Raw genomic sequence first — 24869 nt, 5'->3', positions numbered from 1 at the left:
ACAACAACAGGAGCTGACGATGAACGAACAGACCAAGAAAGGCGCGACGCAGCAGGCCAAGCCGGTCTATCGCGAGCTTGTCACCATCGGCGGCAAGAACGTCGTGCTCGCCCACAACGAACCGCCGGTGGTCAATGCCGGCGTACTGGAGATGGCCGAGATCTTCCGCATGTTCAACATTTTCGACGAGAAGTTCTCGCCGACCAACATCGACAAGGCCGACGGCACGCCGCTGCGGCTTTACACCTCGGACCGCGTCAAGGTCGACGTATCCAAGCGCCGCAAGCACGACATGGGCTTCTGGCACCGCAACGTCGACGCCCACGAGATCATCTTCTGCGTCAAGGGCGCGCTGAAGTGGGAGACCGAGATGGGCATCAAGATCATGCATCCCGGCGACATGCTGTTCATCCCGAAGGGCATCGGCCACCGCTCGATGCTGTGCGAGGATTCCACCGACGACAACGTGCTGATCGAGCTAAAGATCGCCGACGATCTGACCTATGTCGGAGACGACAAGAAGAAGTGAGGCAGCTGTCATTCCGGGGCGCGAGCGAAGCTCGCGAACCCGGAATCCAGTTCCGGGCGCCGAATTTGCGTCTGGATTCCGGGTCCGGCGCTTCGCGCCGTCCCGGAATGACTGCGGAGAATTCGTCAGTTCAAATTTTGGGACAGTACTTAAGTGCAGACCGTCGACCTCGTTATCAAAGACATTGCCTGGCTGATCACCGTCGACCCGCAGCGCCGCATCATCCGCGATGCGGCGATTGCGGTGCAGGCCGGGAAAATCGTGGCGGTCGGCAAGTCCGCCGACCTTGCCAAGAATTACACCGGCAAGAACACCATCGACGGCCGCAACACCGTGGCGACGCCGGGCTACGTCGACTGCCATCTGCATTCCTCGTTCCAGCTGTCGCGCGGCCTTGCCGACGAGGCCAACGCGCAGTCGTTCCTGTTCGACCGCATGTATCCCTACGAGGCAGCCCTCGACGGCGATGACGTCCGCGTGTCCGCGACGCTTGCCGCGACCGAGCTGCTCAAGCACGGCGTCACCTGCTTCATCGACCCCGGCAACTACCATCCGGAGGCTTCGGTCGAGGGCGTGATGTCGACCGGCATCCGCATGGTGGTGTCGCGCTCCTCGTTCGATCTCACCAAGTCGGTGCTGGGCCTCCTGCCCGAGCGGATGATCGAGAACACCGCGACCGCGCTGGAGCGCGCCGAGGCGGTGCTGGAGAAATACGGCAAGACCGGCAATCCGCGGCTCACCGCCAGCGCCTCGTTCCGCGGGCTCAACAACGCCTCGGACGAGCTCATCACCGGCCTCGACAAGCTCGCCAAGAAGTACAGCACGCTGCTGCAGACCCACGCCTGCTTCTCCTATTCGACGCACGACTCCAGCATCGCCCGCGGCGGACTCGCCGAGATCGAACGCCTGGAGCATCTCGGCGTGCTCGATGAGCGGATGCTGATCGTGCACTCCGGCTGGCTCGAGCCGCAGGAGGTCGCGATGCTGGCGAAGCGCAAGCCGTCGCTGGTCTGCGCGCCCTCGTCGAGCCTGCACAACGGCTACGGTAACTTCGTCGTCGGCAAGCTGCCGGAGCTGATCGCGCTCGGCGTCAACGTGGCGGTCGGCTCCGACCACGCCTCCTCCGGTATCGTCGACATGTCGCAAGAGATGCGGCTCGCCTGCTGCTGCTACAAGGAAACCCGGATCAATCCGCGGGTCATGCCGCCCGAGACCGGCATCGAAATGGCGACCATCAACGGTGCGAAGGCGGCGCTGCTCGATCAACGCATCGGCTCCATCGAGGTTGGCAAGGAAGCCGACGTGGTGCTGTTCGACACGCGCCGCCCCGAATGGCAGCCGCTGATCAACCCGGTTGCCAACCTCGTGTACAGCGCCACCGGCGACTCGGTGCGCGACGTGTTCGTGGCGGGCGAGCACGTGGTCGCGGACGGCACGCTGACCAAGATCGACGAGAGCAAGCTGTACGAGGAAATCCCCGTCGCGGTGTCGCGATTCAGCAAACACCTCAAGGTCGACCAGATGGTGCAGCTGAAATGGCCGGTGACGTGATGGACGCCAAAACCGAAGCCAGCACCAAGGCCAAGCCGAGACCGCAGCAGAAGCCCGGCGACGTGATCGACGGGCTGATGTTCCCGTTCGCGGATTTTCCGGCAGCGGGCGAAAGCATCGAAGTCGCCGACAGCATCTTCTGGGTGTCGACACCGGTGCCGTTCGTCGGCCTCAAGCAGGTCAACCTGTGGCTGCTTCGCGACGGCGACGGCTGGGCCATGATCGACTGCAGCTACGGCGGCCAGCAGCAGCGCGAGCTGATCGAAGCCGTCTGGGCCAAGCTCCTCGGCGGCAAGCCGATCAAGCAGCTCGTCGTCACGCATTTCCATCCGGATCATGCCGGCGGCTCGGGCTGGATTTCCGAGAAATGGGGCCTGCGTCCGTGGATGTCGCACGGCGAGTGGCTGACCGCCAATCTCGCGGTGCTCAACCGCAACACCGACCACGTGCAGTCGCGCGGCATCTTCTATCGCCGCCAAGGCCTCGACGAGGCGCGCGTCGAGCGCTTCCTCAAAGGCGTGGTGCTCTACAGCGACGGCGTGACCTTGCCGAAGAGCTTCCGCCGCCTGCGCGAAGACGATTTCATCACCATCGGCAACGACCGCTGGCGCGTCATCATCGGCGAGGGCCACGCGCCGGAGCACGTGTCGCTCTACTGCGCGGAGCGGAAGATCCTGATCGCCGGCGACCAGATCCTGCCGAGCATCACCACCAATGTCAGCACCTGGCACATCGAGCCGGAATTCGACGCGGTCGGCGCGTTTCTGAAGAGCTGCAAGAAGTTCCTCGACATCCTGCATCCCGAGACGCTGATCCTGCCGTCGCATCGCAAGCCGTTCTACAACGTGCAGCACCGGCTCAGGCAGCTCGCGGTGCATCACGCGCAACGGCTCAACGTGGTGCTCGACGCGGTCGGCGCCGAGTCCTCGGCCGGTGCCCTGATCGACGTGATGTTCACGCCGGGCCTCGACGGCCATCAGGTCGGCTTCGCCATGGGCGAGGCGATCGCTCATCTCAATCATCTCGTCGCGCTTGGTCATCTGGAAATGATCGAGACGGAAACCCAGGTTCGCTACCGGCGGATCAGTGCCAAAGACAAGCGCGTCGAGCCGTATTTCGTGTGAAACCAATGAGGCGAAAGACCTCTCCGCTGTCATTCCGGGGCGCCACGAAGTGGCGAACCCGGAATCCAGACCAGCAGGAACTTTATCCGTAACTGGATTCCGGGTTCGCGCCTTCGGCGCGCCCCGGAATGACAGAGGCGGAATGACAGGAGCGAAACAATGGCAGGCCCGTTCGGCGATCATCAGCTCAAGATTCCCTACGAACCCGTCGCCGACCTGCTGGCGAAATACGCCAAGCGCGACGCGGGCAAGACCGCGATCGTCGACCTCGAGTCCGGCACGTCGATCGCGTTCGGCGAATTGGAGCGCGTCGCGATCGACATCGCGGCCTATCTGAAGAGCAAGGGCCTGAAGAAGGGCAGCCGCGTGCTGGTGCTGTCCGACGAATACATCGAGAAGCTGCTGATCTGGATGGGCGTCTGGCGCCTCGGCGCGGTGATGTGCCCGTTCAATCTCGAGATCAACGAGAAGCAGATGGTCAATCTGACCGCGGCTCTCAAGCCCGAGTTGATCCTCTACCACAAGGACATCAACGTTCAGGCTCTGGTCGGCGATGCGCCGGCGCCGCGCGTGCGCTTCGGTGCGTGGTCGTCGGGCGGCACGAAAGACCCGCAGGATGAGTTCTTCGCAAACCTGCCGCGCGGCAACGCGGCGAGCCTGCCCGAACGCAACAACGCCGAAGACATGGCCTGCATCTTCTGCACCTCGGGCACCACGGCCCGGCCGAAGATCGTGATCTACAACCACGCCGCCTACTGGATGAACGGCCTCGACACGCTGGAATTCCTCGGGCTCACCGAAGACGACCGCACGCTGGAATACCGCTCGTTCGGCTGGAACTCGGCGCAGGTGCTGACGCTGCTGCCGTTCCTGCAGAAGGGCCTCACCGTGCACATGGCGAAGCGCTTTTCGCACAGCCGCTTTTTCGAGTGGGTGCAGAAGTACGGCATCACGTTCTCGGCCGGCGTGCCGACCGTGCTGAACATGCTGCTCAATAAGCCGCTCGGTTATACGGCGAAGGACATTCCGACCTTGCGGCTGATGAGCTGCTCGACCGCGCCGCTCACCGCGCAGCAGTGGCTGCAGTTCGAGGAGATGTACGGCGTCACGCTCCTTCAGATGTACGGCATGTCGGAGACCGGCTGGGTCTGCGGCAACCGGCATTACGCCAAGAAAATGGGCACCGTCGGCCTGCCGGCCCTGCACCAGGAGCTGATCATCACCGATGCCAACGGCAAGGAATGCCCGCCCGGCGTCGAAGGCGAGATCACGGTCGGCGGCCCGCAGATGGCGATCGGCTATCTGCTCGACGACGGCTCGATCGACCCGGTGCTGGGCAAGCGCATCAAGACCGGCGACCTCGGCATCAAGGACACCGAAGGCTTCGTCCGCGTCTCGGGCCGCAGCAAGGACCTGATCATCCGCGGCGGCGTCAACATCGCGCCGCTGGAGATCGACGAGATCCTGTTGAAGCATAGTGGCGTGGCCGAAGCCGCCGCGGTCGGCGTGCCGGACAAGATCTACGGCGAAGAGGTCATCTGCTACGTGGTGCCGAAAGATGCGGCGCTGACCGAAGCGGCCGTGCTGGAGCACAGCCGCAAATTCCTGCCGCCGGCCAAGACGCCGAAGCAGGTGCTGATTGTGCCGGACCTGCCGAAGAGCGATCGCGGCAAGGTGCTGCGCGACAAGCTGCGCGAGGACTGGGTCGGGCGGCAGAAGGTTTCGGCTTAATCGAGAGTCGCTGTTGCCGCATCGGCTGCGGCATGGTCCCGGGCCTCTATCAACTAAGGTGGTCGTCACCCCCGTGCTTGACACGGGGGTCCATACGCTGGCGCGACAGAACACACGCTTGCGACTGGCTTTGCTGAACGCGCTCATGGATTGCCGGGTCAAGCCCGGCAATGACACCGCCTTTGGGTTGGCAGCAGTGAAATCCTGATTCAATTGTCAAACAGCCCGCGTTCCTCAACGCGTCTCCTCAATATCCATCCAGACGTGATTCATCGGCCCCTTCAAAGCAGGCGCGGGGCCAGCGCCTCTCTCTTTTTCCTTCCCCTCACAGAGGGAGCGGAGCGCCGAGACGGCGCAGATATCTGGGCGCTTTGCGAGGGCGCCCGCGGACCTTTGCGATCAGGCCCGCTCGCCTCCCGGCGCTCCACTGTGGCGATTTATTGCGAGGCCACCGTTCGAGATTCGATCGGACCGGCTGGGTTTTCACCCACCATGCTCCAGGGGGCATTTGCGCCCGCTTTCACCCGATCGCGTCCTGCCACTGAAGGCGGCCCCCTCATCGGGGACGGACGATGACCTCACACCCTGGGACGTGGTCACGAGCCACGCCTGCAGGCGCCACACCCCGCTCCGCCAAATAGACGTCTCTAGATGACGCCCTCAGTGAACGAGGCAAATTCGCGTCTACACGTGATTTGCGGAAATGCAAACCGAATATTTTGCCGCTTGCGCACCAAGACAGCGGCATCAAGCCGAAGCGAGCACCGCCTGCGGCGTGTTGCGGAAGCTGATGGCCATCCGGTTGTAGGCGTTCATCAGACCGATCGCGATCGTGAGATCGACCAGTTCCTTTTCCTCGAAGACCGCGCGCGCGGCCTCGAACGCCTCATCCGGCACGCCGGTTTCCGACACGCGGGTCACCGTCTCGGCCCAGGCGAGCGCTGTGCGCTCACGCTCACTGAAGAGATGGCCGGCTTCGGCCCAGGCCTGCACCAATGCGAGCTTCTCGATTTTCACGCCTTTCTTGAGGAGGTCGCGCGTGTGCATGTCGAGGCAGTAGGCGCAGTTGTTGATCTGCGAGACACGCAGATAGACAAGATCCACCAGCTCGGCGGGAAGACCGCTCTGCATGACATAGCCGTAGACGCCGCCAAGAGCCTTGACGCCGTTCGGCGCGATCTTCCCGTAGTCGAGTCGTTGGGTCACGGTACGTCCGCCCTACTCTGCCGCCACCGCGGCGTCGGCGATGAACTGCGACAGATATTTCTTTCGCAGCTTCACGTTCAACCGGTACAGCCCCTCGAACTCGGCCTCCGGGAATGAATGCGTCGACGGCCGCTTCAGCAGCGTCTCGGCCCACGCCTTCACCCTCGGAAACTTCTCGATCGTGCCGAGCGGCTTGATGCGATCGAGAAAGTCATAGCGCTGCAGAAACGGCGCATAGGCCGCATCGACCAGCGAGTATTTCGTGCCGTTGAAGAACGGACCCTGGGCGCTTTGCGTTTTCAGCGCGCCCTCGAGCTTCTCGAACGCTAACGGAATCTTCGCGATATCCGCTTTGTACTCCGCCTCGTCCTCCGAATAGGCCTGCCCCGTCACCATGTCGGCGAAGGTCGGCAGAAAGTCGGTCCAGGCACGGTTGACGGCGCGCTGCACCGGGTCCTCCGGATGCAGCCGCGGCGCGATCGTCTCGTCCAGGTATTCGGCGATCGCGTTCGACTCGAACAGCGACACCTTGCCGTCGACGCTCAGCACCGGCACCTTCTTGTGCGGCGAGATGGCGAGGAACCAGTCGGGGCGGTTGTCGCGGTCGATGTGACGGAATTCGAAGTCGACTCCCTTCTCGCGCAGCACGATGGCGGCGCGCTGCACCCACGGGCAAGTCTTGAAGCTGACGAGAAGATACTTCGCCATGGTTCTACGCTCCGATCTCGTTCTTGGTTTCGAAATTCAGTTCGATCTCCACGTTGTTCGGATCGCGGAGGAAGATCTGCCAGCGCGTGCTCTTGGGCACCTGATTGACGCGGTGCGCGATGCCCTTCCCGGCCAGGTGCTTCTTCATCGCCTCGAAACCGCGGCTGCCGAACGCCACATGATCGATGACGCCGGAGTCCGGCCGCTGCTCGCGGTCGGTCTGCGAGATGTCGTTGATGTGCAGCACCGGATGGCCCGAGCTGTAGAGCCAGGCGCCGGGGAAGTTGAACGGCGGCCGCGGGCCGTTCTTGAAGCCCAGCACCTCCTCGTAGAACTTGATGGTCTCCGGGAGCTTGCGGGTCGAGACGTTGTAGTGATCGAGCACGCCGACGCTCATGTCCATCGGGCTTCTCCTTTATCTCCGTTTCGATCAAGAATAAGGCCAACAACAGGGAGGATCAAATGACGACACTGGTCATCGGCGCAGGGCTGATCGGCTCGCAGGTCGCACGTCTCCTGGTCGAGCGCGGCGAAAAGCCGGTGCTGATGGACGTGGCGGCGCAACCCGCAGCGATCGGCCAGATTGTCGACATATCCAAGGTGACGCTGACGAGCGGCGACATCCTGCGGCCGCTGTCGATCGTCGACGTGCTGCGCACCCACGGCATCACGCGGATCGCCCACACCGCCGCCAATCCGCTGCTCACAGTCGGCGCGCAGCGCGACCCCTATGCCGCGATCAATCTCAACATCATGGGCACTGTGAACGTGCTGGAGGCCGCGCGCGTGACCGGGCTCAAGCGCGTCGTGGTGTCGTCATCGAGCGTGCTCAACCATTACCTCGACGGCGGCGAGGACCGCGGCGACTTCGGCAAGGAGGAGGCATTCCCGCGGCCGACCACGTTCTACTCGGCGACCAAGCAGGCGGTCGAAAGCTTAGGCCTGAACTATGCGAAGTGGTGCGGCATCGAATTCGCGGGCCTGCGCTATGGCGCGGTGTTCGGGCCGTGGAGCGGCTCAGGCGGCGGCGGACCGTCGAATGTGATCCGCGAGGCGATGCGCAACGCTCTCGCCGGCAAGGAGGCAACCGTGCCGCCCGGCACCATGGAGTGGGTGTACTCAAAGGACGCGGCGCGCGGCACGGTGATGGCGCTGGAGACCAAGGACCTCGGCAGCCGCGTGTTCAACATCACCATGGGCGCGATGACCACCCCCGCCGAGATGGCCGGCGCGATCCAGGCCGTCGCGCCCGGCGCGAAGGTGAAGTTCGAGGCCCCCGCCGGCACCGGCGTGTCGCTGTCGAACCGCGATCACCATGCCGAACTGACGCGGGCCAAGCGGCATCTCGGCTGGGAGCCGGAGTTTCCGCTGCAAGCCGCGGTGAAAGACCTCGCGGAATGGATGCGGCTTTATGCAGCATGATGGATGAGCGGCGCCCGGTGTTCACGCTTTCGTGGATTTGACGCGGCGGGCGATGGGCTACCATCCGGCCGCTCGCTTGGTCCAAGTCCAAGACTCAAGGTCCAAGAGCGAGTTCAAAGGGAGGCGACATCCATGAGTAAGTCTAGCATTCTATTCGCGGCCGCATTGGCGCTGGGCGTATCGTCCGGCGTCAACGCACAACAGCAACAGGCGGCTCCGCCGCAGCTGCCGCAGGCGCCGAACATGACGTTCTTCGTCACCGGCGCGGGCCCCGGCAAGGGCGCCGATCTCGGCGGCATCGAGGGCGCCGATCAGCATTGCCAGACGCTTGCCGCGCGTCACGGCGCCGGCGGCAAGACCTGGCGCGCCTACCTGAGCACGCAGGCCGCTGACGGCAAGCCCGCCATCAACGCCCGCGACCGTATCGGCAATGGCCCGTGGCAGAACTTCAAAGGCACCGTCGTCGCCACCAGCGTCGACGATCTGCACAGCGCCAACAACAAGCTGAGCTTCGACAACTCGATCTCCGAGCGCGGCTTTCTCATCCCGGGCGTCGGATACGCACCGAACCGGCACGATGTGCTGACCGGCTCCACCGCCGATGGCCGCGCCTTCCCGGCCGGCGAGGACCGCACGTGCCGCAATTGGACGAGCAGCACCCAGGGCGCGGCGATGCTCGGCCACATCGACCGGAAAGGCCTGCGCGACGACGATCCCGCGAAGTCTTGGAATTCTTCGCACCCGTCGCGTGGCCCGGATGGCGGATGCAGCCAAGCGGATTTGCGCGGGACGGGCGGAGACGGCCTGCTCTATTGCTTCGCGAGCAACTGACGCAGCAGCAGACTGTGAATCGTAAAGGGGCCGGGCTCGCCAAGCCCGGCCCTGATCTTTCGTGCGGGGCAATCGCACATGACGACTGATGCGGCTCTTGTCCCCTCTCCCGCTTGCGGGAGAGGGTGGCGAGCGAAGGCGAGCCGGGAGAGGGCTCTTCTGTTGCAGCGCCCCTCTCCCCCCTCGCATTCGCTCGGGACCCTCTCCCCGCTTCGCGGGGCGAGGGACCAGACTGCGCCAATGACGCCAAATGCGATAGCCCTGACTGTTTGTGCTGGATGCACGGCCACCGATCGCGGAGTAGCATGGCGGCAACGCCTGGCATGACAACGCTGGCATGAATCGAATGACCGCATTGATCAAAGCGCATCTCGCGTTGCTTGTTCTGCTGGCCGGAAGCGTCAGCGTCGGTGCGGCGGAAATCCGCGTGGGCGACACCGTGACGGTGAAGCCCAATTCCATCTGGTTTCAAGACATCGCCATGCTGACGCATTGGCAAAAACTCAGGAAGCGCGGCCATGCGGCTGCACTGACATCCTATCAGGAGCAGAAGCTGCGTAACCGCGACGCCTGGCAGTTCCTCTATCCGATGTCCGTCAAGATCGTGGGCCACACGCCGAAGGCTCATCAGGTCAGCGTGGAGATGCTGACCGAAGGCCGCATGCAGGGCACCCATTGGGTTCTCGACTCCAGAACGCTCATGCAAAAGCGCGAGGTCAGACCGTAATGGCGCTTGCCTCCATCCGCGCTACACTTGGGCGCACGGGAGGAGCTTCCAGATATGACGCTGATCCTCAACAATGAAGAGATCACCGCCCTGCTGCCGATGGCGGATTGTCTCGCCCAGTTGGACGAAGCCTACCGGGACCTCGGTGAAGGGCGCGCAATCAACCGCACGCGTAGCGACATCTACGGCCCGGTTCACGACAACGGCCGCTATGTCTTCAAGACCATGGACGGCATGGTGCCGCGCTTCGAAGCTGCTGCGGTGCGTCTCAATTCCGATGTCATTCGATGGGGCGCGGGCCCGGGCGGAATCCGCAAAGACAAGCAGCGCGCCGCGGCCGGCAACAAATACGTTGGCCTCATCATGCTGTTCAGCACCCGCAACGGCGAGCCTCTGGCGATCATGCCGGACGGCGTGATCCAGCGTCTGCGCGTGGCCTGCGCCAACGCCATCGCTGCGAAATACATGGCTCCCAAGAATGCCTCGGTCTATGGCCTGCTTGGCTCCGGATGGCAGGCCGGCGCGCAGGCGGTGGCCATGGCCAATGTCAGGCAGCTCAAGGAAATCCGCATCTACAGCCCCAACCCCGAGAAGCGCGAACGCCTTGCCGCGGAGCTTAAGGAGCAACTCGGCATCGACGTGCGGGCGGTGGACGATGCACGCACCGCGGTGCGCGGCGCGCATATCGTCGGCACCGCCACCAACAGCCTCACACCTGTCCTCGACGTCGATTGGCTCGACCCGCAAGCTCACGTCACATGCGTGAAAGAGCTGGAGCTCGACGACCGGATTCTTGAACGGAGCGCCCAGGTCATCGTGCATACGCGCCTCGGACGTCCGGCGAATTACATCATCGGAAAGGGCGAGGAGCCGATCTACGACCACGACCCGAAGGAGGCTCTGGCGGAGAACCTGCAAACAACGCGCGGCGCCCGCAAGAGCCGTGCCGATTTGGCGGAGCGGCCCGATCTTGGCGAATTGGTCGCAGGCCATGTCCAGCCCCCGCCGCACGGCGGCATGACATGCTTCGTCAACGTCATCGGTCTTGGTATGCAATTTGCTGCGCTCGCTGCGCTTGCTCATGCAAAAGCGAGCGAGAATGGAGTCGGCCGTGAGATTCCAACCGATTGGTTCCTGGAAGACGAGCATCCCTGATTCGACGGCGGCCGGTCGATCGCGGCCCTGTGTTCTGAGCTGGCTGCGCCTGTGGCTGGCCATCGCCTTGACGATCGCGGCCCCGTTGCGCGCTCAGGCGGAATCAAGCTGGCCCACCCGAGCCGTCACGATCATTGTTCCCAATGCGCCTGGCGGCTTCACCGACATCATGGCGCGGATGGCTGCGGATCATCTGACGCGCAAGTTCGGGCAAGCGTTCATTGTTGAGAATCGTCCGGGCGGCGCCGGTGTCATCGGCGCCACCCAGGTGGCCACTGCCCAACCGGATGGCTACACGTTCCTGTTCACGTCGCCTTCGACCATTTTGACGCAACCCCTGCTGCAAAAGGTCAGCTACGACCCGGACAGCCTCATTCCGATCAGCGTGCTGGGCAACCTGCCCTTCCTGCTCGGGATCAAGTCATCGCTCCCGCCGAAATCACTCCCGGAGTTCATCGCTTACGCCAAGGCCAATCCAGACAAGCTGAACTACGCGAGCGCTGGCGTCGGAGGCATCGGCTATCTCGTCTCCGTGTTGTTCCTCAAGACAGCAGGGCTCAGCGCCGTGCATGTGCCCTACAAGAGCGCGGCTCCCGCGACCGCGGCATTGCTGTCCGGCGAAGTAGACATGTATTTCGCAGGCTCGCCGGAAATGATGCAGCACCTGACGAGCGACAGGATCAGGATCCTGGCAACGTCGGGCGCCAAGCGTCTGGCCAAGCTTCCGGACACGCCAGCGGTGGCGGAGTTCTATCCCGGATTCCAGGTCTCCACATGGGAAGCGTTCATGGCACCGCCTGGAACGCCGAAATCCATCGTCGATGCGATGGTGGATGCGACTGCCGAAGTTTCCAAGGACCCGATGATCATCCAGCGTTTTGCCGCCTTGGGCGTTGCCACTGATGGCACGACACAGGAGGAGTTCTTCAATATCTTGAAGAGAGATCGGGCCTTCTATGAAGACGCGATCAACACGGCCGGAATCGAGCCGGCAGCAAAGACGTCACGCCCTTCGAGCAAGCCTTGAGCCATTTCTGCCGGGACAGTTCTGCCATGCAGAATGCGGCAAGCCGTTCCGCTGGCGAGCACGCTGTCATCGCATAAAGCCATTCATCAGCGCGATGATAACCGGATTGAGCGGGTCATGGCACAGGCGTAAGAGAAGTCCGCTGAGCTCAAGACAGGACATCTCATCATGGACGCCACGACAAAATCAAAACGCAAACCCGCCGCGTCGTCGTCCGCCAAGCCGTCCTACCCCGACCTGCACGATCACGTCGCTGCGCTGGAGAAAGCCGGCCAGCTCATTCGCGTCGACCGCCCGATCAACAAGGACACCGAGATGCACCCGCTGGTGCGCTGGCAGTTCCGCGGCGGCATCGAGGAGAAGGACCGCAAGGCGTTCCTGTTCACCAACGTCACCGACTCGAAGGGCCGCAAATACGACATTCCGGTTCTGGTCGGCGGCCTCGCCGCCAACCGCGAGATCTATCGCATCGGCGTCAACTGTCCGTTTGAAGAGATCGATGCGCGTTGGGTGAAGGCCGCACAGGCTCCGTTGCCGCCGAACATCGTCGAGAACGCGCCATGCCATGAGATCGTCATCACCGGCAAGGAGCTCGACAAGCCCGGCAAAGGCCTCGACGGCGTCCCGCTGCCGATCTCGACGCCGGGCTGGGACTCCGCGCCCTACGCGACGCTGTCGCAGTACATCACCAAGGACCCGGACACCGGCGTCCAGAACATGGGCAACTACCGCGGCCAGGTGAAGGCGCGGCGGCGGCTCGGTATGAACCCGTCGCTGGAACTGCGCCCCGGCATCTACAACCACTGGGAAAAGCTGCGCGCGCGTGGCTTCAAGAAGCTGCCTTGCGCCGTGGTGCTCGGTGCGCCGCCGGTCGTCACCTTTGCGTCCGTGCAGAAACTGCCCGAGACGCTCGACGAACTGCATGTCGCCGGTGCGCTGGTCGGCACGCCGATCAATGTGGTGAAGGCCAAGACCGTCGACCTGCTGGTGCCGGCCGAAGCCGAGATCGTGATCGAAGGATTCATCGACACCGAATATCTCGAACCGGAGGCGCCGTTCGGCGAGTCGCACGGCCACGTCAACCTGCAGGAGTTCAACGCCTTCATGGACGTCACCGCCATCACCCGGCGGAAGGACGCGATCCTGACCTCGATCATCTCGCAGGTGACGCCGTCGGAATCGAGCCTGATCAAACTGATCGGCATGGAACCGCTGTTCCTCAACTTCCTGCGCAACACGCTCGGCATCAAGGGCGTCAAGCGCGTCTCGCTGCACGAGCCGCTGACCAACATCCGCAAGGTGATCGCGCTGATCTGCGAGCGCGACATGCCGGCCACCGAAGTGTGGCGCGCGATGTACGGCGCAGCTGTCCTGCATCGCGCCGCGGGCAAGTTCGTCATCGCCATCAACGACGACATCGATCCGACCAACGCCGATGCGTTGCTCTGGGCAATGTCGTATCGCGCCAATGCCAGCCTCGACATCCACGTGCTGCCGCACCGCGACCCGGGCCACGGCCCGCGGAGCCTGCGCAACGGCGGCCAAGATGCCTCGGTGCTGATCGACGCCACGCTGAAGGAGGACTTCCCGCCGATCTCGCTGCCCAAGCGCGAATACATGGAGCGCGCCAAGCAGATCTGGGAGGAACTCGGCCTGCCCAAGCTCAAGCCGGAGTCGCCGTGGTTCGGCTACTCGCTCGGCGAATGGGGCCAGGAGTTCGATGCCCTGGCGGAGCGCGCGACACGCGGCGATTACATGGACAATGCGGATTCGCTGGAGCAACGCCGTCGCAGCGACATCGGCATGAACACCGAAGTGCGCCGCGTCGACGAGAGCGCGCCGAAAAACCCGAAACCGAAATCGCGCAAGTGAGTCCGCGACGTCGCAGCGCGTTAAGCTCTGGTTAACCTTAGAATTTTCTTGACCCAATCGTTCAACCTCCGCATTTTAATAGACGCGGCGGAGGGGTTGCGTATGAGTGTTGTGTGCTATCGGTGCCCGACCTCGGGCGAAGAGGTCACGACGGCCATCGAAACTGGCAATGACACCCTGGTCAAAATGCGCGCGATGGATTTGACCATCTGGGTGTGGTGCCCGCACTGCATGGCCGGACATCAGATCAAGCCGGCTGAAGCGGTGCTCGAAGGCGAGACGCAGACGACGGACAGTCCGTCGCTCGCCGAGACCTGAAATTCTCTACGGCCGATCATCGGCCTGATGTCGACAACGTGAGTGGTCCGGCGCGCGTGGCCGGGCCAGCTTGAAACTCGTCCAAACAGGTTCCCTTGTTCCGCCATAGCGCCGCCATGGTCGCGCGGTTTGCTCCGCGGCGTGGGGAGGGTTGGCTGGTGCGTCACCGCATGGTTGGCGTCTGCGCGCTTGCGATCATGATCGCGGGTGCGGCTCGGGCCGACGACAAGCCCGCTTGCAGTCCGGATGTGATCGGATCGGCGACCGTGCAATCGGTCATCGACGGCAGGACTGTCACACTCGACGATGGCCGCGAGTTGCGGCTGCCCGGCATCGAAGTGCCCGAGAATGACGGCAACGCCGCGGCCGCCCGTGCTGCGCTGGAAAAACGCGTGGCGGGCCAAGAGGTTCTGTTGCTGCAGATGGGGCCGGACAGCGATCGTTACGGCCGGCTGACCGCGGGCCTCACCCTCGACGACAACGAAAAGCCCGTGCAACTCGAGCTTCTGGCGGACGGCCTGGCGTTGTCCGCATCGGCCGCCGCAAATACTGGCTGCAGCGTGGCTTTTTTGAATGCAGAAAAAGCCGCCCGTGTGGCTGGTTTTGGACTGTGGAAGACCGCATATTATGCCAAGACCAATGCCGAGGACCCGTCGGGAGTCCTGGCGTTTCGGGGCCACTTCGCAGTGGTCGAGGGCAAGGTTCTGTCGGTCCGCGAGAGCGGCAGCGTTGTCTACGTCAATTTCGGGCGACGCTGGTCGGAGGACTTCACCGTCACGACTTTGAAGCGCAACGAGCGCACTTTCGAGGCCGCGGGCCTGCCGCTCAAGAAGCTGGCGGGCCGGCGGATTCGGGTCAGGGGCACGGTCGAGGAACGAGGCGGCCCATGGATCGAGGTGATCCATCCGGGCCAGATTGAGATTGTGGAGCAGCCGTGAGCGGCGGACGGACCAGGGCAGAAGGCGGAGCGGACGGGCGCGGGAAGCCGCGCGCCGGCGCGCGCGTGCTCGCCGCTTTCGCCGCGCTCGCGGTCCTGCTCAGCGCCTGCACCAGCGCGACCTTGCAGAAGGTGACGACGGCGAATCCGCCGCAGCCGCGCCGGCAGGCCGAGCTCGCGCCGGGCGAAGAGCGCGAGCACCTGCGCATTCTCGCCGCCTATGGCGGGCAATACGACAACGAAAAGCTTCAGGTCATGCTCGACCGCACGGTCGAGAAGCTGATCGCGGCGTCCGAACGGCCCGACCTCAAGTATCAGGTGACGATGCTCAACTCGCCCGCCGTCAACGCCTTCGCGCTGCCCAACGGCCAGCTCTATGTGACGCGCGGCCTGATCGCGCTCGCCAACGACAATTCCGAGCTGGCGTCGGTGATGGCGCACGAGATGGCGCACGTCATCGCGCGCCACGCCGCGATCCGCGAGGACCAGGCGCGGCAGGCCGCCCTCGTCAACCGCGTCGCGACCGACCTGCTCAGCGATCCGCAACTCGGCGCGCTGGCGCTCGCCAAATCCAAGATCGCGCTCGCAAACTTCTCGCGCGCCCAGGAGTTCGAGGCCGACGGCATCGGCGTCGGCATCTCGGCGAAGGCGGGCTACGACCCCTACGGCGCCGAACGGTTCCTGACCTCGATGGGCCACAACGCGCAGCTCAAAACCCAGCGCGCCATCGATCCGCGCGCGCCGGACTTCCTGTCGTCGCATCCGGCGACGCCCGAGCGCGTCACCAATGCCATCGCCAATGCGCGGCAGTTCGCGGGTCCGGGTTCGGGCGAACGCGCCAGGAACGAATATCTCACGATGCTCGACGGCCTGGTCTACGGCGAGGACCCGAGCGAGGGTTTCGTCCGCGGCCGCAGGTTCCTGCATCCCAAGCTCGGCTTCACGTTCACGGCTCCCGAAGGCTTCACGCTCGACAACTCGGCGCAGGCGGTGTTCGGCGTCAAGGAAGGCGGCGCGCAGGCGCTCCGCCTCGACGTGGTGCGCGTGCCGTCCGAGCAGACCCTGCCCGAGTATCTGGTGTCCGGCTGGATCGAGAACATCGACACCAAGAGCGTCGAGGAACTCACCGTCGGGGGCTTCCCGGCCGCGACCGCGACCGCCAACGGCGACCAGTGGACGTTCCGGCTCTACGTCGTGCGCTTCGGCAGCGAGGTCTATCGCGTGATCTTCGCGGCGAAGAATCGCACCGACCTGGTGGACCGCACCTTCCGCGACTCGATCAACACCTTCCGCCGCATGAGCCTCACCGAGATGCAGTCGGCGCGGCCGCTGCGGCTCAAGGTGTTCGATGTGCGGCCCGGGGACACCGTCGAGAAGTTCGCCAAGCGCATGGCGGTCGCCGACCGCGCCGCCGAGCGGTTCCGGGTGCTCAACGGGCTCGGCGAGAAGGACCGCCTGAACCCCGGCGACCTCGTGAAGGTGGTGGTGGAGTAATCTTCCGCCACGACCCGGACGCCTGCCATCCATCAAAAAGATCACGCTACCGCCGTCCGCTGATCGGCTGACGTGGTGTTGCAATCCTTTCTGCATGATTCCAATACGTTGGGCCTTCAAGCCACTGTCATAATTCTGTCGTTTATAGTTCAGGGGCATGCCCGCCGGTTTGCGGCGGGCGGGAGTTGTCCAATGTCGATCGATAGCGCCGTTGGCGACTCCGCCGGGGCCAGCCAACCGCTACGCGGTGCGCTGCGCGATATGCTCGCCGGCGCGATCTGCAGCGTGCTGTCGATCGCCTATTGCCTGTCCTATGCGGCGCTCATCTTCTCCGGGCCGCTGTCGCGCTGGCTGTCCTACGGCATCGCGGTGACGTTCCTGTCCGCCGCGATCGCTGCCGCCGTTGTCGCGTGGCGCAGCTCGCTGCCTTTCGCCATCGCCGGACCCGACACCTCGACATCGGCGGTGACCGCCACGCTGGTCGCCGCGATGATGACGCGGCTTTCGGGCGAAGGGACCAGCCATCTGTTGGAACCGGCGCTGATCGTGATGGCGCTCGGCACCGCCGTGACCGGCATCGTCCTTTGCGTGCTCGGCATGACCCGCGCGGGGCGCGCGATCCGCTTCGTACCCTATCCGGTGATCGGCGGATTTCTCGGCGCGACCGGCGTGCTGATGATCATGGGCGCGATCCAGGTGATCACCGACCAACGGCTCACCTTGGCGAGCGCCGAGACCTTCCTGCATGGCCAGATGGCCGCCAAGGTGATGGCCGGCATTGCGGTCGCGGCCGTGCTCAGGCTTTTCATCGGGCGATCGCGCAGTCCCTACATCCTGCCGGCCGTGCTGCTCGCCGCTGTCGCAGTCACGCAGCTGGTGATCCTGCTGACCGGCTCATCGCCCGCCGAAGCCAAGGCCAACGGCTGGACGTTCCATCTGCAATCGGCCGCGTCGCTGCATTCGCCATGGCAGCTCGAATCGCTCAGAAGCTTCCCCTGGGCCACCCTGCCCTGGCTCGCCGGCGACCTTCTCGCCGTGATGTTCGTGACGACCATCAGCCTCCTCCTCAACACCACCGGCGTCGAGATCGCGACCAAGCGCGAGGCCAACATCGAGCGGGAGCTGAACGCGCTCGGCATCGCTTGCCTGTGCAGCTCGGCGCTGGGCGGCTTTGTCAGCTGCCTGTCGCTCAGCCGGACCACGCTGAACAACGCGGCCGGCGCGACCGGCCGGCTGTCGGGCCTCACGCTCGCCGCGATCAGCGCCGCCATGCTGGTGGTCAACCCGGACTTTCTCGGCTATGTGCCGAAATTCGCGCTCGGCGGCTTGCTGTTCTTTGCAGGCTGGAATCTCTGCTACCGCTGGCTGATCCATTCGGTGCGGCAGCTGCAGCCGCTCGAATATCTGTCGCTGCTCGCGATCGCGCTGATCATCGTCTCCTGGGGCTTCATCGCGGGCGTGATGATCGGCATCGTGATCGGCTGCGCGACCTTTGCGTTGAGCGTCAGCCGCGTCAACGCCATCAAGTTCAGCTTCGACGGCTCCGAATACCGCAGTTCGCTCGACCGCAGCCCGACTGAGCTTGCCCTGCTGGCGCGCCATGGCCGCGAGATCCAGGGCGTGGCGCTGCAGAGCTACCTGTTCTTCGGCTCGGCCAACCGGCTCTACGAATACGTCAAGTCGCTGCTCGCGCAGCGCTCCGAATGCCGCTTCCTGCTGTTCGACCTGCGGCTCGTCACTGGCATCGATTCGTCGGCCACGCACAGCTTCTCCCAGATCAAGGACGCGGCCGCCGAATGCGGCGCCAGGCTCGTGCTGGTGAACCTGACAGCCGAGCTGGAAAGGCCATTCCGCATCGCCCGCTTCATCACCGACGACGTGATCATCGCGCCGAACCTCGACCGTGCGCTGGAATCCTGCGAGCAGGCGGTGATCGACGTGCATCGGGCCGACGGCGGCGAGGCGCGTTCGCTGCACGACTGGCTCACCGAAGCGCTCGGCAGTTCGGAGCACGCCGACATGTTGGTCGAGCATTGCCGGCGGCTCGAGGTCCCGGCCGGCGAGACCATCGCCCGCCAGGGCGAGCCATCCGACTCCATGCATTTCATCCTCGAAGGCCGCGTCGGCGTCATCGTCGATCTCGGCGAAGGCCATACCGTGCGGGTCCGCAGCCTCGGCCGCCACACCACGATCGGCGAAATGGGATTGATCACCGGACGGCCGCGCAGCGCCGCAATCCAGGCCGAGATCGACAGCGTGCTGTATGAGCTCAGCGCCGACGACTACCGCCGCATCAAGGAGCAGCGTCCGGCGCTCGGCCAGGCGCTGCTCAGCTACGTGATCGCCGTGATGGCCGAACGCCTGAGCTTTGCCAGCCGGGCGATCGGCGTGTTGCAGCGCTGACGCGCGGTCAAATCCCGAAGCCTATCGGACGTCCGATCCCGTGGCGTTCCGTCCAATAATATCGTCGAGCGCGGCACGCAGAATTTCGCCGGAGAGATCGCGATCGTCGACCGCGCGCGACAGCACCAATGCTCCCACCATCTGCGACATGGCGGCGAGGGCGTGCTTGCGTTTGTCGGCCTTGGAACGCCCGGACACGATGCCGGCGAGGATGCCGATCGCCGCATTGAGACCATCCGTGAACGCCTGGCGAAACGAGCGGCCCTGCCGCGCGGCATCGGCGCCAAGCGCCGCGAATGCGCAACCGCTGCCGAGCTTGTCTCGATGCTCTTCCGACAGATAGCCCTTCGCCACCAAGGCGAACGAATCGCCCTTGGATTTCTCGATCAGGTCGACCCACTTCGCGTTGCTGCGTTGGAGCGCGCGTCCTGCGGCCTGCGCCGCGAGATCGTCCTTCGATTTGAAATGCCCGTAGAAGCCGCCATGCGTCAGGCCTGCGCCCTTCATCAGATCGGCGACGCCGATGCCGTCGAGGCCCTTTTCCCGGAATAACCGGCTGGCCGCCTCGATGATCCGCTCGCGATTGGCCTCGGCCTCCTCGCGGCTCACCTTCATGTGAAGCGCTCCCAAAATCGTCCAGGCTTGACCGTTATATGATGATCGACATATAAAATCAACAATGATGATGATCATCATTTAAAAACACGCGGCTTCGTGAGGAGTTTCCCAATGCGTTACAAGGTGTTCGGCCGGCACACCGGCCTGCGGGTTTCGGAACTGGTGCTGGGGGCCGGCAACTTCGGCACCCGCTGGGGCCATGGTGCGAAGCCCGACGAGGGGCGGCGCATTTTCGACCGCTACGCCGAGGCCGGCGGCAATTTCATCGACACGTCGGACGCCTATCAGTTCGGCGAATCCGAAGAGCTGCTCGGCGAGTACCTGCAAGGCCGCCGCGACGATTTCGTGCTGGCGACGAAGTTCACGCAGAGTCCCACGCCCAAAGGCGGCATCTTGGTCACCGGCAACAGCCGCAAGGCAATGAGCATTTCGGTCGAGGCGAGCCTGAAGCGGCTGAAGACCGACCACATCGACCTCTACTGGGTGCATTTCCCCGATGGCGTCACGCCTGCCGAGGAGATCGTGCGCGGCTTCGACAATCTGGTGCGCTCCGGCAAGGTGCTCTATGCGGGACTGTCGGACTTTCCGGCCTGGCGCGTCGCGCGCGCCGCAACGATCGCCGAGCTGCGCGGCTCCGCGCCGATCGCGGGCCTTCAGGTCGAGCACAGCCTGGTCGAGCGCAGCACCGAGCAGGACCTGCTGCCGATGGGCCAGGCGCTGGGGCTTGGTATTGTCGCTTGGTCGCCGCTCGGCGGCGGCATGCTCACCGGCAAGTACCGGCGCGGCGAACAGGGGCGGGCCGAAGGCCTTGGCGGCCGGGTGTTCCAGGCCGAGAACAACGCGCAACGCACGGCCGTGCTCGATGAATTGCTGGCCGTTGCGAAAGACATCGGCGCGACGCCGAGCCAGGTCGCCGTCGCCTGGGTCGCTACGAAAGGCTCCCTGCCGATCATCGGGCCACGCAGCCTCGAACAACTCGAAGACAACCTCGGCGCGGCCGACCTCAAGCTGACGGCGGAGCAGATCGCGCGGCTCGACAAGGCCAGCGCACCCGCCCTCGCCTTCCCGCACGGGATGCTCAGTGGCCGCGAACTGCAGCAGCGCATGACGGGCGGCAAGCTCGACGAGTTCGACCATCCGGCGCTGCCGATCGCGTAAGCGCGCCAACCACTCTTGAGCCAGGCGCGCTCTGCTATAGTTTTCCCGCCGGCCGATGTGCCGGCGGGAGGATGTCATGCGGGTGCCGTGGCTCATTTGCGGCTTGGCGATCTTGCTCGCGCCCGCGACGGCATCGGCGCAATCGCCAGTCTGGCCGCAGCACACCGTGCGGCTGATCACGCCGCTCGGGCCCGGCAGCGGCATGGATGCCTCTGCCCGCGTGTTTGCCGAGCGGCTGTCGGCGAAATGGGGCCAGCCGGTCGTGGTCGAGAACCGGCAGGGCGCCGACGGCATCCTGGCCGTGCAGTCGTTCCTCTCCGATCGCGACAATCACTCGCTGATGTTCGCCTTCGCGGGGCTGCTCTCAATCAACCCGCTCATTCACGGCGACAAGCTGCCTTATGACGTGCGCGACGTGGTGCCGGTGGCGAGCGCCATCGATTCCACACTGGCGCTGACCGTGTCGGACACGCTGAAGCTCGGCACGCTCGCTGATTTCGTCAAAGCGGCGAAGGAGCGGCCCGGCCAGCTCAACTGGGCGGCGACCACCGGCCTGCCGCTCTACGTGGTGGCGGCGCTGCAGAAGTCCGCCGGCATCGACATCACGCAGATCGCCTATCGCGACTTCAGCCCGGCGTTTCAGGATTTTGCCACCGGCCGCGTGCAGCTTCTCGCCACCGGCATCACGCTGTTGCTGCCGCAGGTGCAATCGGGCCGTGGCAAATTCCTGATGGTGACGAACAGTGCGCGCTCGCCGCTTGCCCCTGAAGTTCCCACGCCGGCCGAAGCCGGCTTCCCCGAGCTGAGCTTCAACGGCGTCAACGGCATCTATGGTTGGCGCGGCATGCCGGAGAGCCTGAAAGCGCGGATCGCCGCGGACGTGCGTGAGATCGCAAACGATCCTGCGGTGGCCGAGCGGCTGAAGCCCACCGGCTCGACGATGCGGCCGGGCAACGCCGCGGAATTCGCGGCCGCGATCGAAGAGCAGCGCGCGAAAGTCGCCGCGGTTGCGGAAGCCGTCGCCACAAAGCCGAAATAGCGGATTTACGGCTGCACGCTCGAAAGCGCCCGGCGCAGATATTCGCTCTGCGGCATGGCTTTGATGCGCGCGAACCCCGCCTGGGCCGTTTCACGGCGCGCGTTTGGATTTCGCAGCAACGCGATGCAAGTCTCGGCAAGCTTTTCGTACGGCGCAAATGCAATGCCGGGCTCGAACTGCTGCTCGATCGCCCGGTCGGCGCCGGTCTCCGACACCACACATTTGCTGTTGGCGAGCAGATAAGAGACCCGGACGATCTCGAACAGCCGCGAGTCGTAGAAGTGCACGTTGAGCATGATCTTGCTGCGCGCCAGGAACGCGTCGCGCTCCGCGCCGTAGACGTTGAACCGCGCCTCGACGTTGACGCCCTGCGCGGCGAGCTGCTTCAGCACCGCGAGCCGCCGGTCGTTCACCGAGCCGACGAACAGCACGTCGATATCCTCCGGCGCGGGCGCAATGCGGGTCAGTTCCGGCACATAGCCGATCCCGCAATGCGTGGCCGCAATGCCCATGCGCGCGAGCTCGGCGATGTTGCCCTCGCTGTAGTCCCACACCGGATAGCGGCGCAGCAGCGCGAGATAAGCATCGGTCAGCCACGGCGAGCCCGGCGTGATCTGTTCGAGATTGAACAGGATCAGCCGCTTGCCTTGCGGCACCGGCACGGCCGAGAGCAGGTTGCCGCCGAGCACGATGGTGACGTCGCCGAGCCGCGACGGTTCCCGGACGATCTCGCATTCGAGGCCCAACGCACCGAACGCGGCGTTCAAACCGAGCGCAACTTCGTCGAAGGCCTGACTGTGAATGTAGTTCGGCGGCGACACGACCCATATCGAGTAACGGCTCATGTGCCGAAAGCCTTGAATATTCGATGCGTGAGGGGACGCGACAACGCGTGCGAAGACCGCTCGGCTTCTCCGCATCCGTGTAAAATGTTATCACTGATTCGGCGACGAAATATTGTGAGCAGGAGTACGCGCACCGGCCCAGCGAAAGAACACGAGCAGATCCAAGATCATGAATGAGATGCGGCTGATCAATAAGTACCTCAATCTGCTCGAAGCATCTCTGGTCGGAACGCTCTACAAAGATCCTCCTCAGGACCCTTGGGCCGGTCCCACCCACAATCCACTGCTCCGCGCGCTCGGCCGTGACTGGCCGGCGCTGGCGCAGACCATGATCGGCACCGCGCGCATGGGCAATCTGCGCAACGCCTGCGAGACCGTGATCCTGGACGGCATCCCGGGCGACTTCATAGAGACCGGCGTCTGGCGCGGCGGCGCCTGCATCTTCATGAAGGGCATCATCGAAGCCTATGGCGAGCGCGAGCGCCGCGTGTTCGTCGCCGACAGCTTCATGGGATTGCCCGAGCCCGACGCCGATAAATATGCAGCCGACAAGGGCGACACGCACCACACCCACAAGCAGCTTGCGGTGTCACGCCAGGACGTCGAGGACAATTTCCGAAGCTACCAGCTGCTCGACGAGCGCGTGATGTTTCTCGAAGGCTGGTTCAAGGACACGCTGCATGTCGCGCCGATCGAGAAGCTCGCGGTGCTCCGCGTCGACGGCGACATGTACGAATCGACCATCCAGGCGATGGATGCGCTCTATGGCAAACTGTCGCCCGGCGGCTTCCTGATCGTTGACGACTATTTCCTGCCGCCCTGCGCCCAGGCGATCAACGAATTCCGTGCCAAGCACGGGATCACCGAGGTGATTCTGCCGATCGACGGCATGGGCGTTTACTGGCGCCGGAACCGGTAGTCTCGCCGACGCTGCCCAGCGGCTACTGCCGCAGCAGCCCGCAATAACGCGACGCGCCGTTGTCCCAGCAGCCGTTCTGCCGGCATGAGTTCATTCGCATCTGGCAGGCGGTGATGCACGGCGACGAGCGCTGGCCGGCTGGAAGCGAGCCGCAGGCGGCGATGCAGGCCTTGAGCTCGTTGCTGCAGCGAACCGGTTCGGCGCGGGCTGTTACTGTGAAGAGCAGAATAGCGGACACACAGAATAGAAGTTTCTTCATTTGACGATTCTACCGCAACGGTGGCGATGCACCCCCTCTGCCCGCAAGCGGGGAGAGGTAAGCTGAGCAAGCGGCTTACTTCCCGTGCTTTTCGATGAACGCCAGCATGCGCTGGAACGTGTCGCCGATCTTCGTGAGGTCCGGCGAATGGCCGGGCTTCCGGTCGCTGTCGAAATAACACAGCTCGATGTCGCCACCGGCCTTCTTGTAGTTCTTGCAGAAGCGCGGCGCTTCGGTGTCGGGCGAACTCGAGTCCTCGTCCTTGTAGTCGTGCAGGATATCGCCGCGGCCCTGGTGCCAGATCGCCGGCGGCATCTCGGCTTTTTCGCCTCGCTCCAGCATCAGCATCGGGTTGCCCTCGGCCATGTTGTCCTCGGTGCCCCAGAACTGATGATGCTTGTCGATGATGCCCTTGGGCCACTCCGGCGGAGTGGGCAGCGCCGCGTTCCGCTTGGCATGGCGATAGCGGCTCAGCGGATTGATCACCGGCCATGACAGCACGGCGAACTTCACCGTGGCATCGAGCGCGGGAGAGCCCGCCGGCAGCGGGATCGCCGTGTAGCGCGGATCGCGCGGCCGCATCGCGGCCAGCATCGCCAGGTGCCCGCCGCTCGATTGGCCGGAGATGCCGACGAGATCGGGCCTCGTCTTCAGCTCCTTGGCGTGAAGCTTGGTCCAGCGCACCGCGTAATTGATGTCCTGCAGCGCGATCGGATAGGCGCCCTCTTTCGCCATGCGAAAGTCGATCGAGACCACGGTGCAGCCGTGACTCGCGAGGAACTCGTGACGCACCTTGTCGGTGTTGCGGTCGGCGATGCACCAGGCGCCGCCATGCAGATCGACCAGCGCGGGAAACGGCCCATCGCCGCGCGGCTTGTAGACCTTGGCCAAGAGCGGCTTGTCGCCGTGGCGAATGTATTCGACATCCTGCGCATCGAACTCGTGGGTCCGGGCTTCGGCGGTTTTCGCATCCATGATGAGCGCTCGCTGTGTCGG

At 64.4% G+C, this 24869-nt stretch carries 24 protein-coding genes; 17 read left to right on the top strand and 7 right to left on the bottom strand.

The features are described 5' to 3' along the window. Positions 1 to 19: 19 nt before the first annotated feature. The 4 genes from RHPLAN_RS04195 to RHPLAN_RS04180 all read left to right on the top strand — a co-directional run bounded on the left by RHPLAN_RS04195 (position 20) and on the right by RHPLAN_RS04180 (position 4935). Entirely contained in the window at positions 20 to 529 is a 510-nt protein-coding gene (locus tag RHPLAN_RS04195) for a cupin domain-containing protein (protein ID WP_068014119.1), read from the top strand. Positions 530 to 682: 153 nt separating this feature from the next. Further along, the gene (locus RHPLAN_RS04190) at positions 683 to 2080 is read left to right on the top strand and encodes an amidohydrolase family protein (protein WP_068014117.1); all 1398 of its coding nucleotides are present in this window, start codon (positions 683 to 685) and stop codon (positions 2078 to 2080) included. Further along, the gene (locus tag RHPLAN_RS04185; protein WP_198164701.1) at positions 2065 to 3204 is read left to right on the top strand and encodes an MBL fold metallo-hydrolase; all 1140 of its coding nucleotides are present in this window, start codon (positions 2065 to 2067) and stop codon (positions 3202 to 3204) included. Before RHPLAN_RS04190 ends, RHPLAN_RS04185 begins: the two co-directional genes overlap by 16 nt. A 159-nt stretch (positions 3205 to 3363) precedes the next feature. After that, on the top strand, positions 3364 to 4935 hold the full coding sequence (locus RHPLAN_RS04180; RefSeq protein WP_068014114.1) for a class I adenylate-forming enzyme family protein: 1572 nt from the start codon (positions 3364 to 3366) through the stop codon (positions 4933 to 4935). 747 nt (positions 4936 to 5682) lie between these two features. Here the strand turns inward: RHPLAN_RS04180 and RHPLAN_RS04175 are convergent. The 3 genes from RHPLAN_RS04175 to RHPLAN_RS04165 are packed head-to-tail and all read right to left on the bottom strand — an operon-like array spanning position 5683 to position 7252. Continuing rightward, positions 5683 to 6141, bottom strand: coding sequence for a carboxymuconolactone decarboxylase family protein (locus RHPLAN_RS04175; protein WP_068014113.1), 459 nt, complete (start codon positions 6139 to 6141; stop codon positions 5683 to 5685). A gap of 12 nt (positions 6142 to 6153) precedes the next feature. Next, complete coding sequence (locus tag RHPLAN_RS04170; RefSeq protein ID WP_068014111.1) at positions 6154 to 6849, bottom strand: glutathione S-transferase family protein; 696 nt, start codon at positions 6847 to 6849, stop codon at positions 6154 to 6156. Positions 6850 to 6853: 4 nt separating this feature from the next. Next, positions 6854 to 7252, bottom strand: a complete 399-nt coding sequence (locus RHPLAN_RS04165; protein ID WP_068014109.1) for a VOC family protein — start codon at positions 7250 to 7252, stop codon at positions 6854 to 6856. 59 nt (positions 7253 to 7311) lie between these two features. On the opposite strand from RHPLAN_RS04165, the gene RHPLAN_RS04160 reads away from it, so the two are divergent. The 10 genes from RHPLAN_RS04160 to RHPLAN_RS04115 all read left to right on the top strand — a co-directional run bounded on the left by RHPLAN_RS04160 (position 7312) and on the right by RHPLAN_RS04115 (position 19035). Next, positions 7312 to 8271, top strand: coding sequence for an NAD-dependent epimerase/dehydratase family protein (locus tag RHPLAN_RS04160; protein WP_068014108.1), 960 nt, complete (start codon positions 7312 to 7314; stop codon positions 8269 to 8271). Between the two features lie 132 nt (positions 8272 to 8403). Next, on the top strand, positions 8404 to 9102 hold the full coding sequence (locus tag RHPLAN_RS04155) for a lectin (protein WP_157100052.1): 699 nt from the start codon (positions 8404 to 8406) through the stop codon (positions 9100 to 9102). A 346-nt stretch (positions 9103 to 9448) separates the two neighbouring features. Continuing rightward, positions 9449 to 9829, top strand: a complete 381-nt coding sequence (locus RHPLAN_RS04150) for a hypothetical protein (protein WP_068014107.1) — start codon at positions 9449 to 9451, stop codon at positions 9827 to 9829. 54 nt (positions 9830 to 9883) lie between these two features. After that, positions 9884 to 10984 carry an ornithine cyclodeaminase family protein gene (locus tag RHPLAN_RS04145; protein WP_068014105.1) on the top strand — a complete coding sequence of 367 codons (1101 nt, stop codon included), beginning with the start codon at positions 9884 to 9886 and terminating at the stop codon, positions 10982 to 10984. Continuing rightward, entirely contained in the window at positions 10941 to 12011 is a 1071-nt protein-coding gene (locus RHPLAN_RS04140) for a Bug family tripartite tricarboxylate transporter substrate binding protein (protein ID WP_198164700.1), read from the top strand. The genes RHPLAN_RS04145 and RHPLAN_RS04140 overlap by 44 nt, the downstream gene beginning before the upstream one ends. Positions 12012 to 12179: 168 nt before the next feature. Further along, positions 12180 to 13883 (top strand): UbiD family decarboxylase, encoded by a 1704-nt coding sequence (locus RHPLAN_RS04135; RefSeq protein WP_068014100.1) that lies wholly within the window; start codon positions 12180 to 12182, stop codon positions 13881 to 13883. Between the two features lie 102 nt (positions 13884 to 13985). Beyond that, entirely contained in the window at positions 13986 to 14201 is a 216-nt protein-coding gene (locus tag RHPLAN_RS04130) for a hypothetical protein (RefSeq protein ID WP_068014098.1), read from the top strand. 158 nt (positions 14202 to 14359) lie between these two features. After that, a complete protein-coding gene (locus tag RHPLAN_RS04125) occupies positions 14360 to 15139 on the top strand; it encodes a thermonuclease family protein (protein ID WP_198164699.1) in 780 nt (259 codons plus the stop codon). Further along, positions 15136 to 16632: a M48 family metalloprotease gene (locus RHPLAN_RS04120; RefSeq protein WP_068014094.1), complete on the top strand. Its 1497-nt coding sequence runs from the start codon at positions 15136 to 15138 to the stop codon at positions 16630 to 16632. Before RHPLAN_RS04125 ends, RHPLAN_RS04120 begins: the two co-directional genes overlap by 4 nt. Before the next feature lie 192 nt (positions 16633 to 16824). Further along, positions 16825 to 19035: an SLC26A/SulP transporter family protein gene (locus tag RHPLAN_RS04115; protein WP_068014093.1), complete on the top strand. Its 2211-nt coding sequence runs from the start codon at positions 16825 to 16827 to the stop codon at positions 19033 to 19035. A 21-nt stretch (positions 19036 to 19056) separates the two neighbouring features. Here the strand turns inward: RHPLAN_RS04115 and RHPLAN_RS04110 are convergent, their stop codons facing one another. Next, positions 19057 to 19650, bottom strand: a complete 594-nt coding sequence (locus RHPLAN_RS04110) for a TetR/AcrR family transcriptional regulator (protein WP_068014092.1) — start codon at positions 19648 to 19650, stop codon at positions 19057 to 19059. A 114-nt stretch (positions 19651 to 19764) separates the two neighbouring features. Between RHPLAN_RS04110 and RHPLAN_RS04105 the strand changes: the two genes are divergently transcribed. Next, complete coding sequence (locus RHPLAN_RS04105) at positions 19765 to 20811, top strand: aldo/keto reductase (RefSeq protein ID WP_068014089.1); 1047 nt, start codon at positions 19765 to 19767, stop codon at positions 20809 to 20811. Between the two features lie 76 nt (positions 20812 to 20887). Continuing rightward, a complete protein-coding gene (locus tag RHPLAN_RS04100; protein WP_068014084.1) occupies positions 20888 to 21850 on the top strand; it encodes a Bug family tripartite tricarboxylate transporter substrate binding protein in 963 nt (320 codons plus the stop codon). Between the two features lie 5 nt (positions 21851 to 21855). On the opposite strand, the gene RHPLAN_RS04095 is transcribed toward RHPLAN_RS04100, so the two are convergent. Further along, positions 21856 to 22695: a glycosyltransferase family protein gene (locus RHPLAN_RS04095; RefSeq protein ID WP_068014082.1), complete on the bottom strand. Its 840-nt coding sequence runs from the start codon at positions 22693 to 22695 to the stop codon at positions 21856 to 21858. Between the two features lie 169 nt (positions 22696 to 22864). Here RHPLAN_RS04095 and RHPLAN_RS04090 point away from each other — a divergent pair, with 169 nt between their 5' ends. After that, the gene (locus RHPLAN_RS04090) at positions 22865 to 23614 is read left to right on the top strand and encodes a TylF/MycF/NovP-related O-methyltransferase (RefSeq protein ID WP_237180044.1); all 750 of its coding nucleotides are present in this window, start codon (positions 22865 to 22867) and stop codon (positions 23612 to 23614) included. Positions 23615 to 23636: 22 nt separating this feature from the next. On the opposite strand, the gene RHPLAN_RS04085 is transcribed toward RHPLAN_RS04090, so the two are convergent. Both RHPLAN_RS04085 and RHPLAN_RS04080 read right to left on the bottom strand, forming a co-directional pair. After that, positions 23637 to 23873, bottom strand: coding sequence for a hypothetical protein (locus tag RHPLAN_RS04085; RefSeq protein WP_068014081.1), 237 nt, complete (start codon positions 23871 to 23873; stop codon positions 23637 to 23639). 75 nt (positions 23874 to 23948) lie between these two features. Then, a complete protein-coding gene (locus RHPLAN_RS04080) occupies positions 23949 to 24848 on the bottom strand; it encodes an alpha/beta hydrolase (RefSeq protein WP_068014079.1) in 900 nt (299 codons plus the stop codon). Between the last annotated feature and the right edge of the window lie 21 nt (positions 24849 to 24869).

This window comes from Rhodoplanes sp. Z2-YC6860 (assembly GCF_001579845.1).
Classification (GTDB): Bacteria; Pseudomonadota; Alphaproteobacteria; order Rhizobiales; family Xanthobacteraceae; genus Z2-YC6860.
This window is presented reverse-complemented; position numbering and strand designations above follow the sequence as displayed.

Excerpts from the sequence above, each read along its gene's own strand:
- RHPLAN_RS04180 (WP_068014114.1), top strand. The coding sequence starts at position 3,364 with ATGGCAGGCCCGTTCGGCGATCATCAGCTCAAGATTCCCTACGAACCC.
- RHPLAN_RS04105 (WP_068014089.1), top strand. The coding sequence starts at position 19,765 with ATGCGTTACAAGGTGTTCGGCCGGCACACCGGCCTGCGGGTTTCGGAA.
- RHPLAN_RS04155 (WP_157100052.1), top strand. The coding sequence starts at position 8,404 with ATGAGTAAGTCTAGCATTCTATTCGCGGCCGCATTGGCGCTGGGCGTA.
- RHPLAN_RS04100 (WP_068014084.1), top strand. The coding sequence starts at position 20,888 with ATGCGGGTGCCGTGGCTCATTTGCGGCTTGGCGATCTTGCTCGCGCCC.
- RHPLAN_RS04185 (WP_198164701.1), top strand. The coding sequence starts at position 2,065 with ATGGCCGGTGACGTGATGGACGCCAAAACCGAAGCCAGCACCAAGGCC.
- RHPLAN_RS04110 (WP_068014092.1), bottom strand. The coding sequence starts at position 19,650 with ATGAAGGTGAGCCGCGAGGAGGCCGAGGCCAATCGCGAGCGGATCATC.
- RHPLAN_RS04135 (WP_068014100.1), top strand. The coding sequence starts at position 12,180 with ATGGACGCCACGACAAAATCAAAACGCAAACCCGCCGCGTCGTCGTCC.
- RHPLAN_RS04080 (WP_068014079.1), bottom strand. The coding sequence starts at position 24,848 with ATGGATGCGAAAACCGCCGAAGCCCGGACCCACGAGTTCGATGCGCAG.
- RHPLAN_RS04085 (WP_068014081.1), bottom strand. The coding sequence starts at position 23,873 with ATGAAGAAACTTCTATTCTGTGTGTCCGCTATTCTGCTCTTCACAGTA.
- RHPLAN_RS04150 (WP_068014107.1), top strand. The coding sequence starts at position 9,449 with ATGACCGCATTGATCAAAGCGCATCTCGCGTTGCTTGTTCTGCTGGCC.
- RHPLAN_RS04170 (WP_068014111.1), bottom strand. The coding sequence starts at position 6,849 with ATGGCGAAGTATCTTCTCGTCAGCTTCAAGACTTGCCCGTGGGTGCAG.
- RHPLAN_RS04195 (WP_068014119.1), top strand. The coding sequence starts at position 20 with ATGAACGAACAGACCAAGAAAGGCGCGACGCAGCAGGCCAAGCCGGTC.
- RHPLAN_RS04090 (WP_237180044.1), top strand. The coding sequence starts at position 22,865 with ATGAATGAGATGCGGCTGATCAATAAGTACCTCAATCTGCTCGAAGCA.
- RHPLAN_RS04165 (WP_068014109.1), bottom strand. The coding sequence starts at position 7,252 with ATGGACATGAGCGTCGGCGTGCTCGATCACTACAACGTCTCGACCCGC.
- RHPLAN_RS04160 (WP_068014108.1), top strand. The coding sequence starts at position 7,312 with ATGACGACACTGGTCATCGGCGCAGGGCTGATCGGCTCGCAGGTCGCA.
- RHPLAN_RS04145 (WP_068014105.1), top strand. The coding sequence starts at position 9,884 with ATGACGCTGATCCTCAACAATGAAGAGATCACCGCCCTGCTGCCGATG.
- RHPLAN_RS04115 (WP_068014093.1), top strand. The coding sequence starts at position 16,825 with ATGTCGATCGATAGCGCCGTTGGCGACTCCGCCGGGGCCAGCCAACCG.
- RHPLAN_RS04130 (WP_068014098.1), top strand. The coding sequence starts at position 13,986 with ATGAGTGTTGTGTGCTATCGGTGCCCGACCTCGGGCGAAGAGGTCACG.
- RHPLAN_RS04095 (WP_068014082.1), bottom strand. The coding sequence starts at position 22,695 with ATGAGCCGTTACTCGATATGGGTCGTGTCGCCGCCGAACTACATTCAC.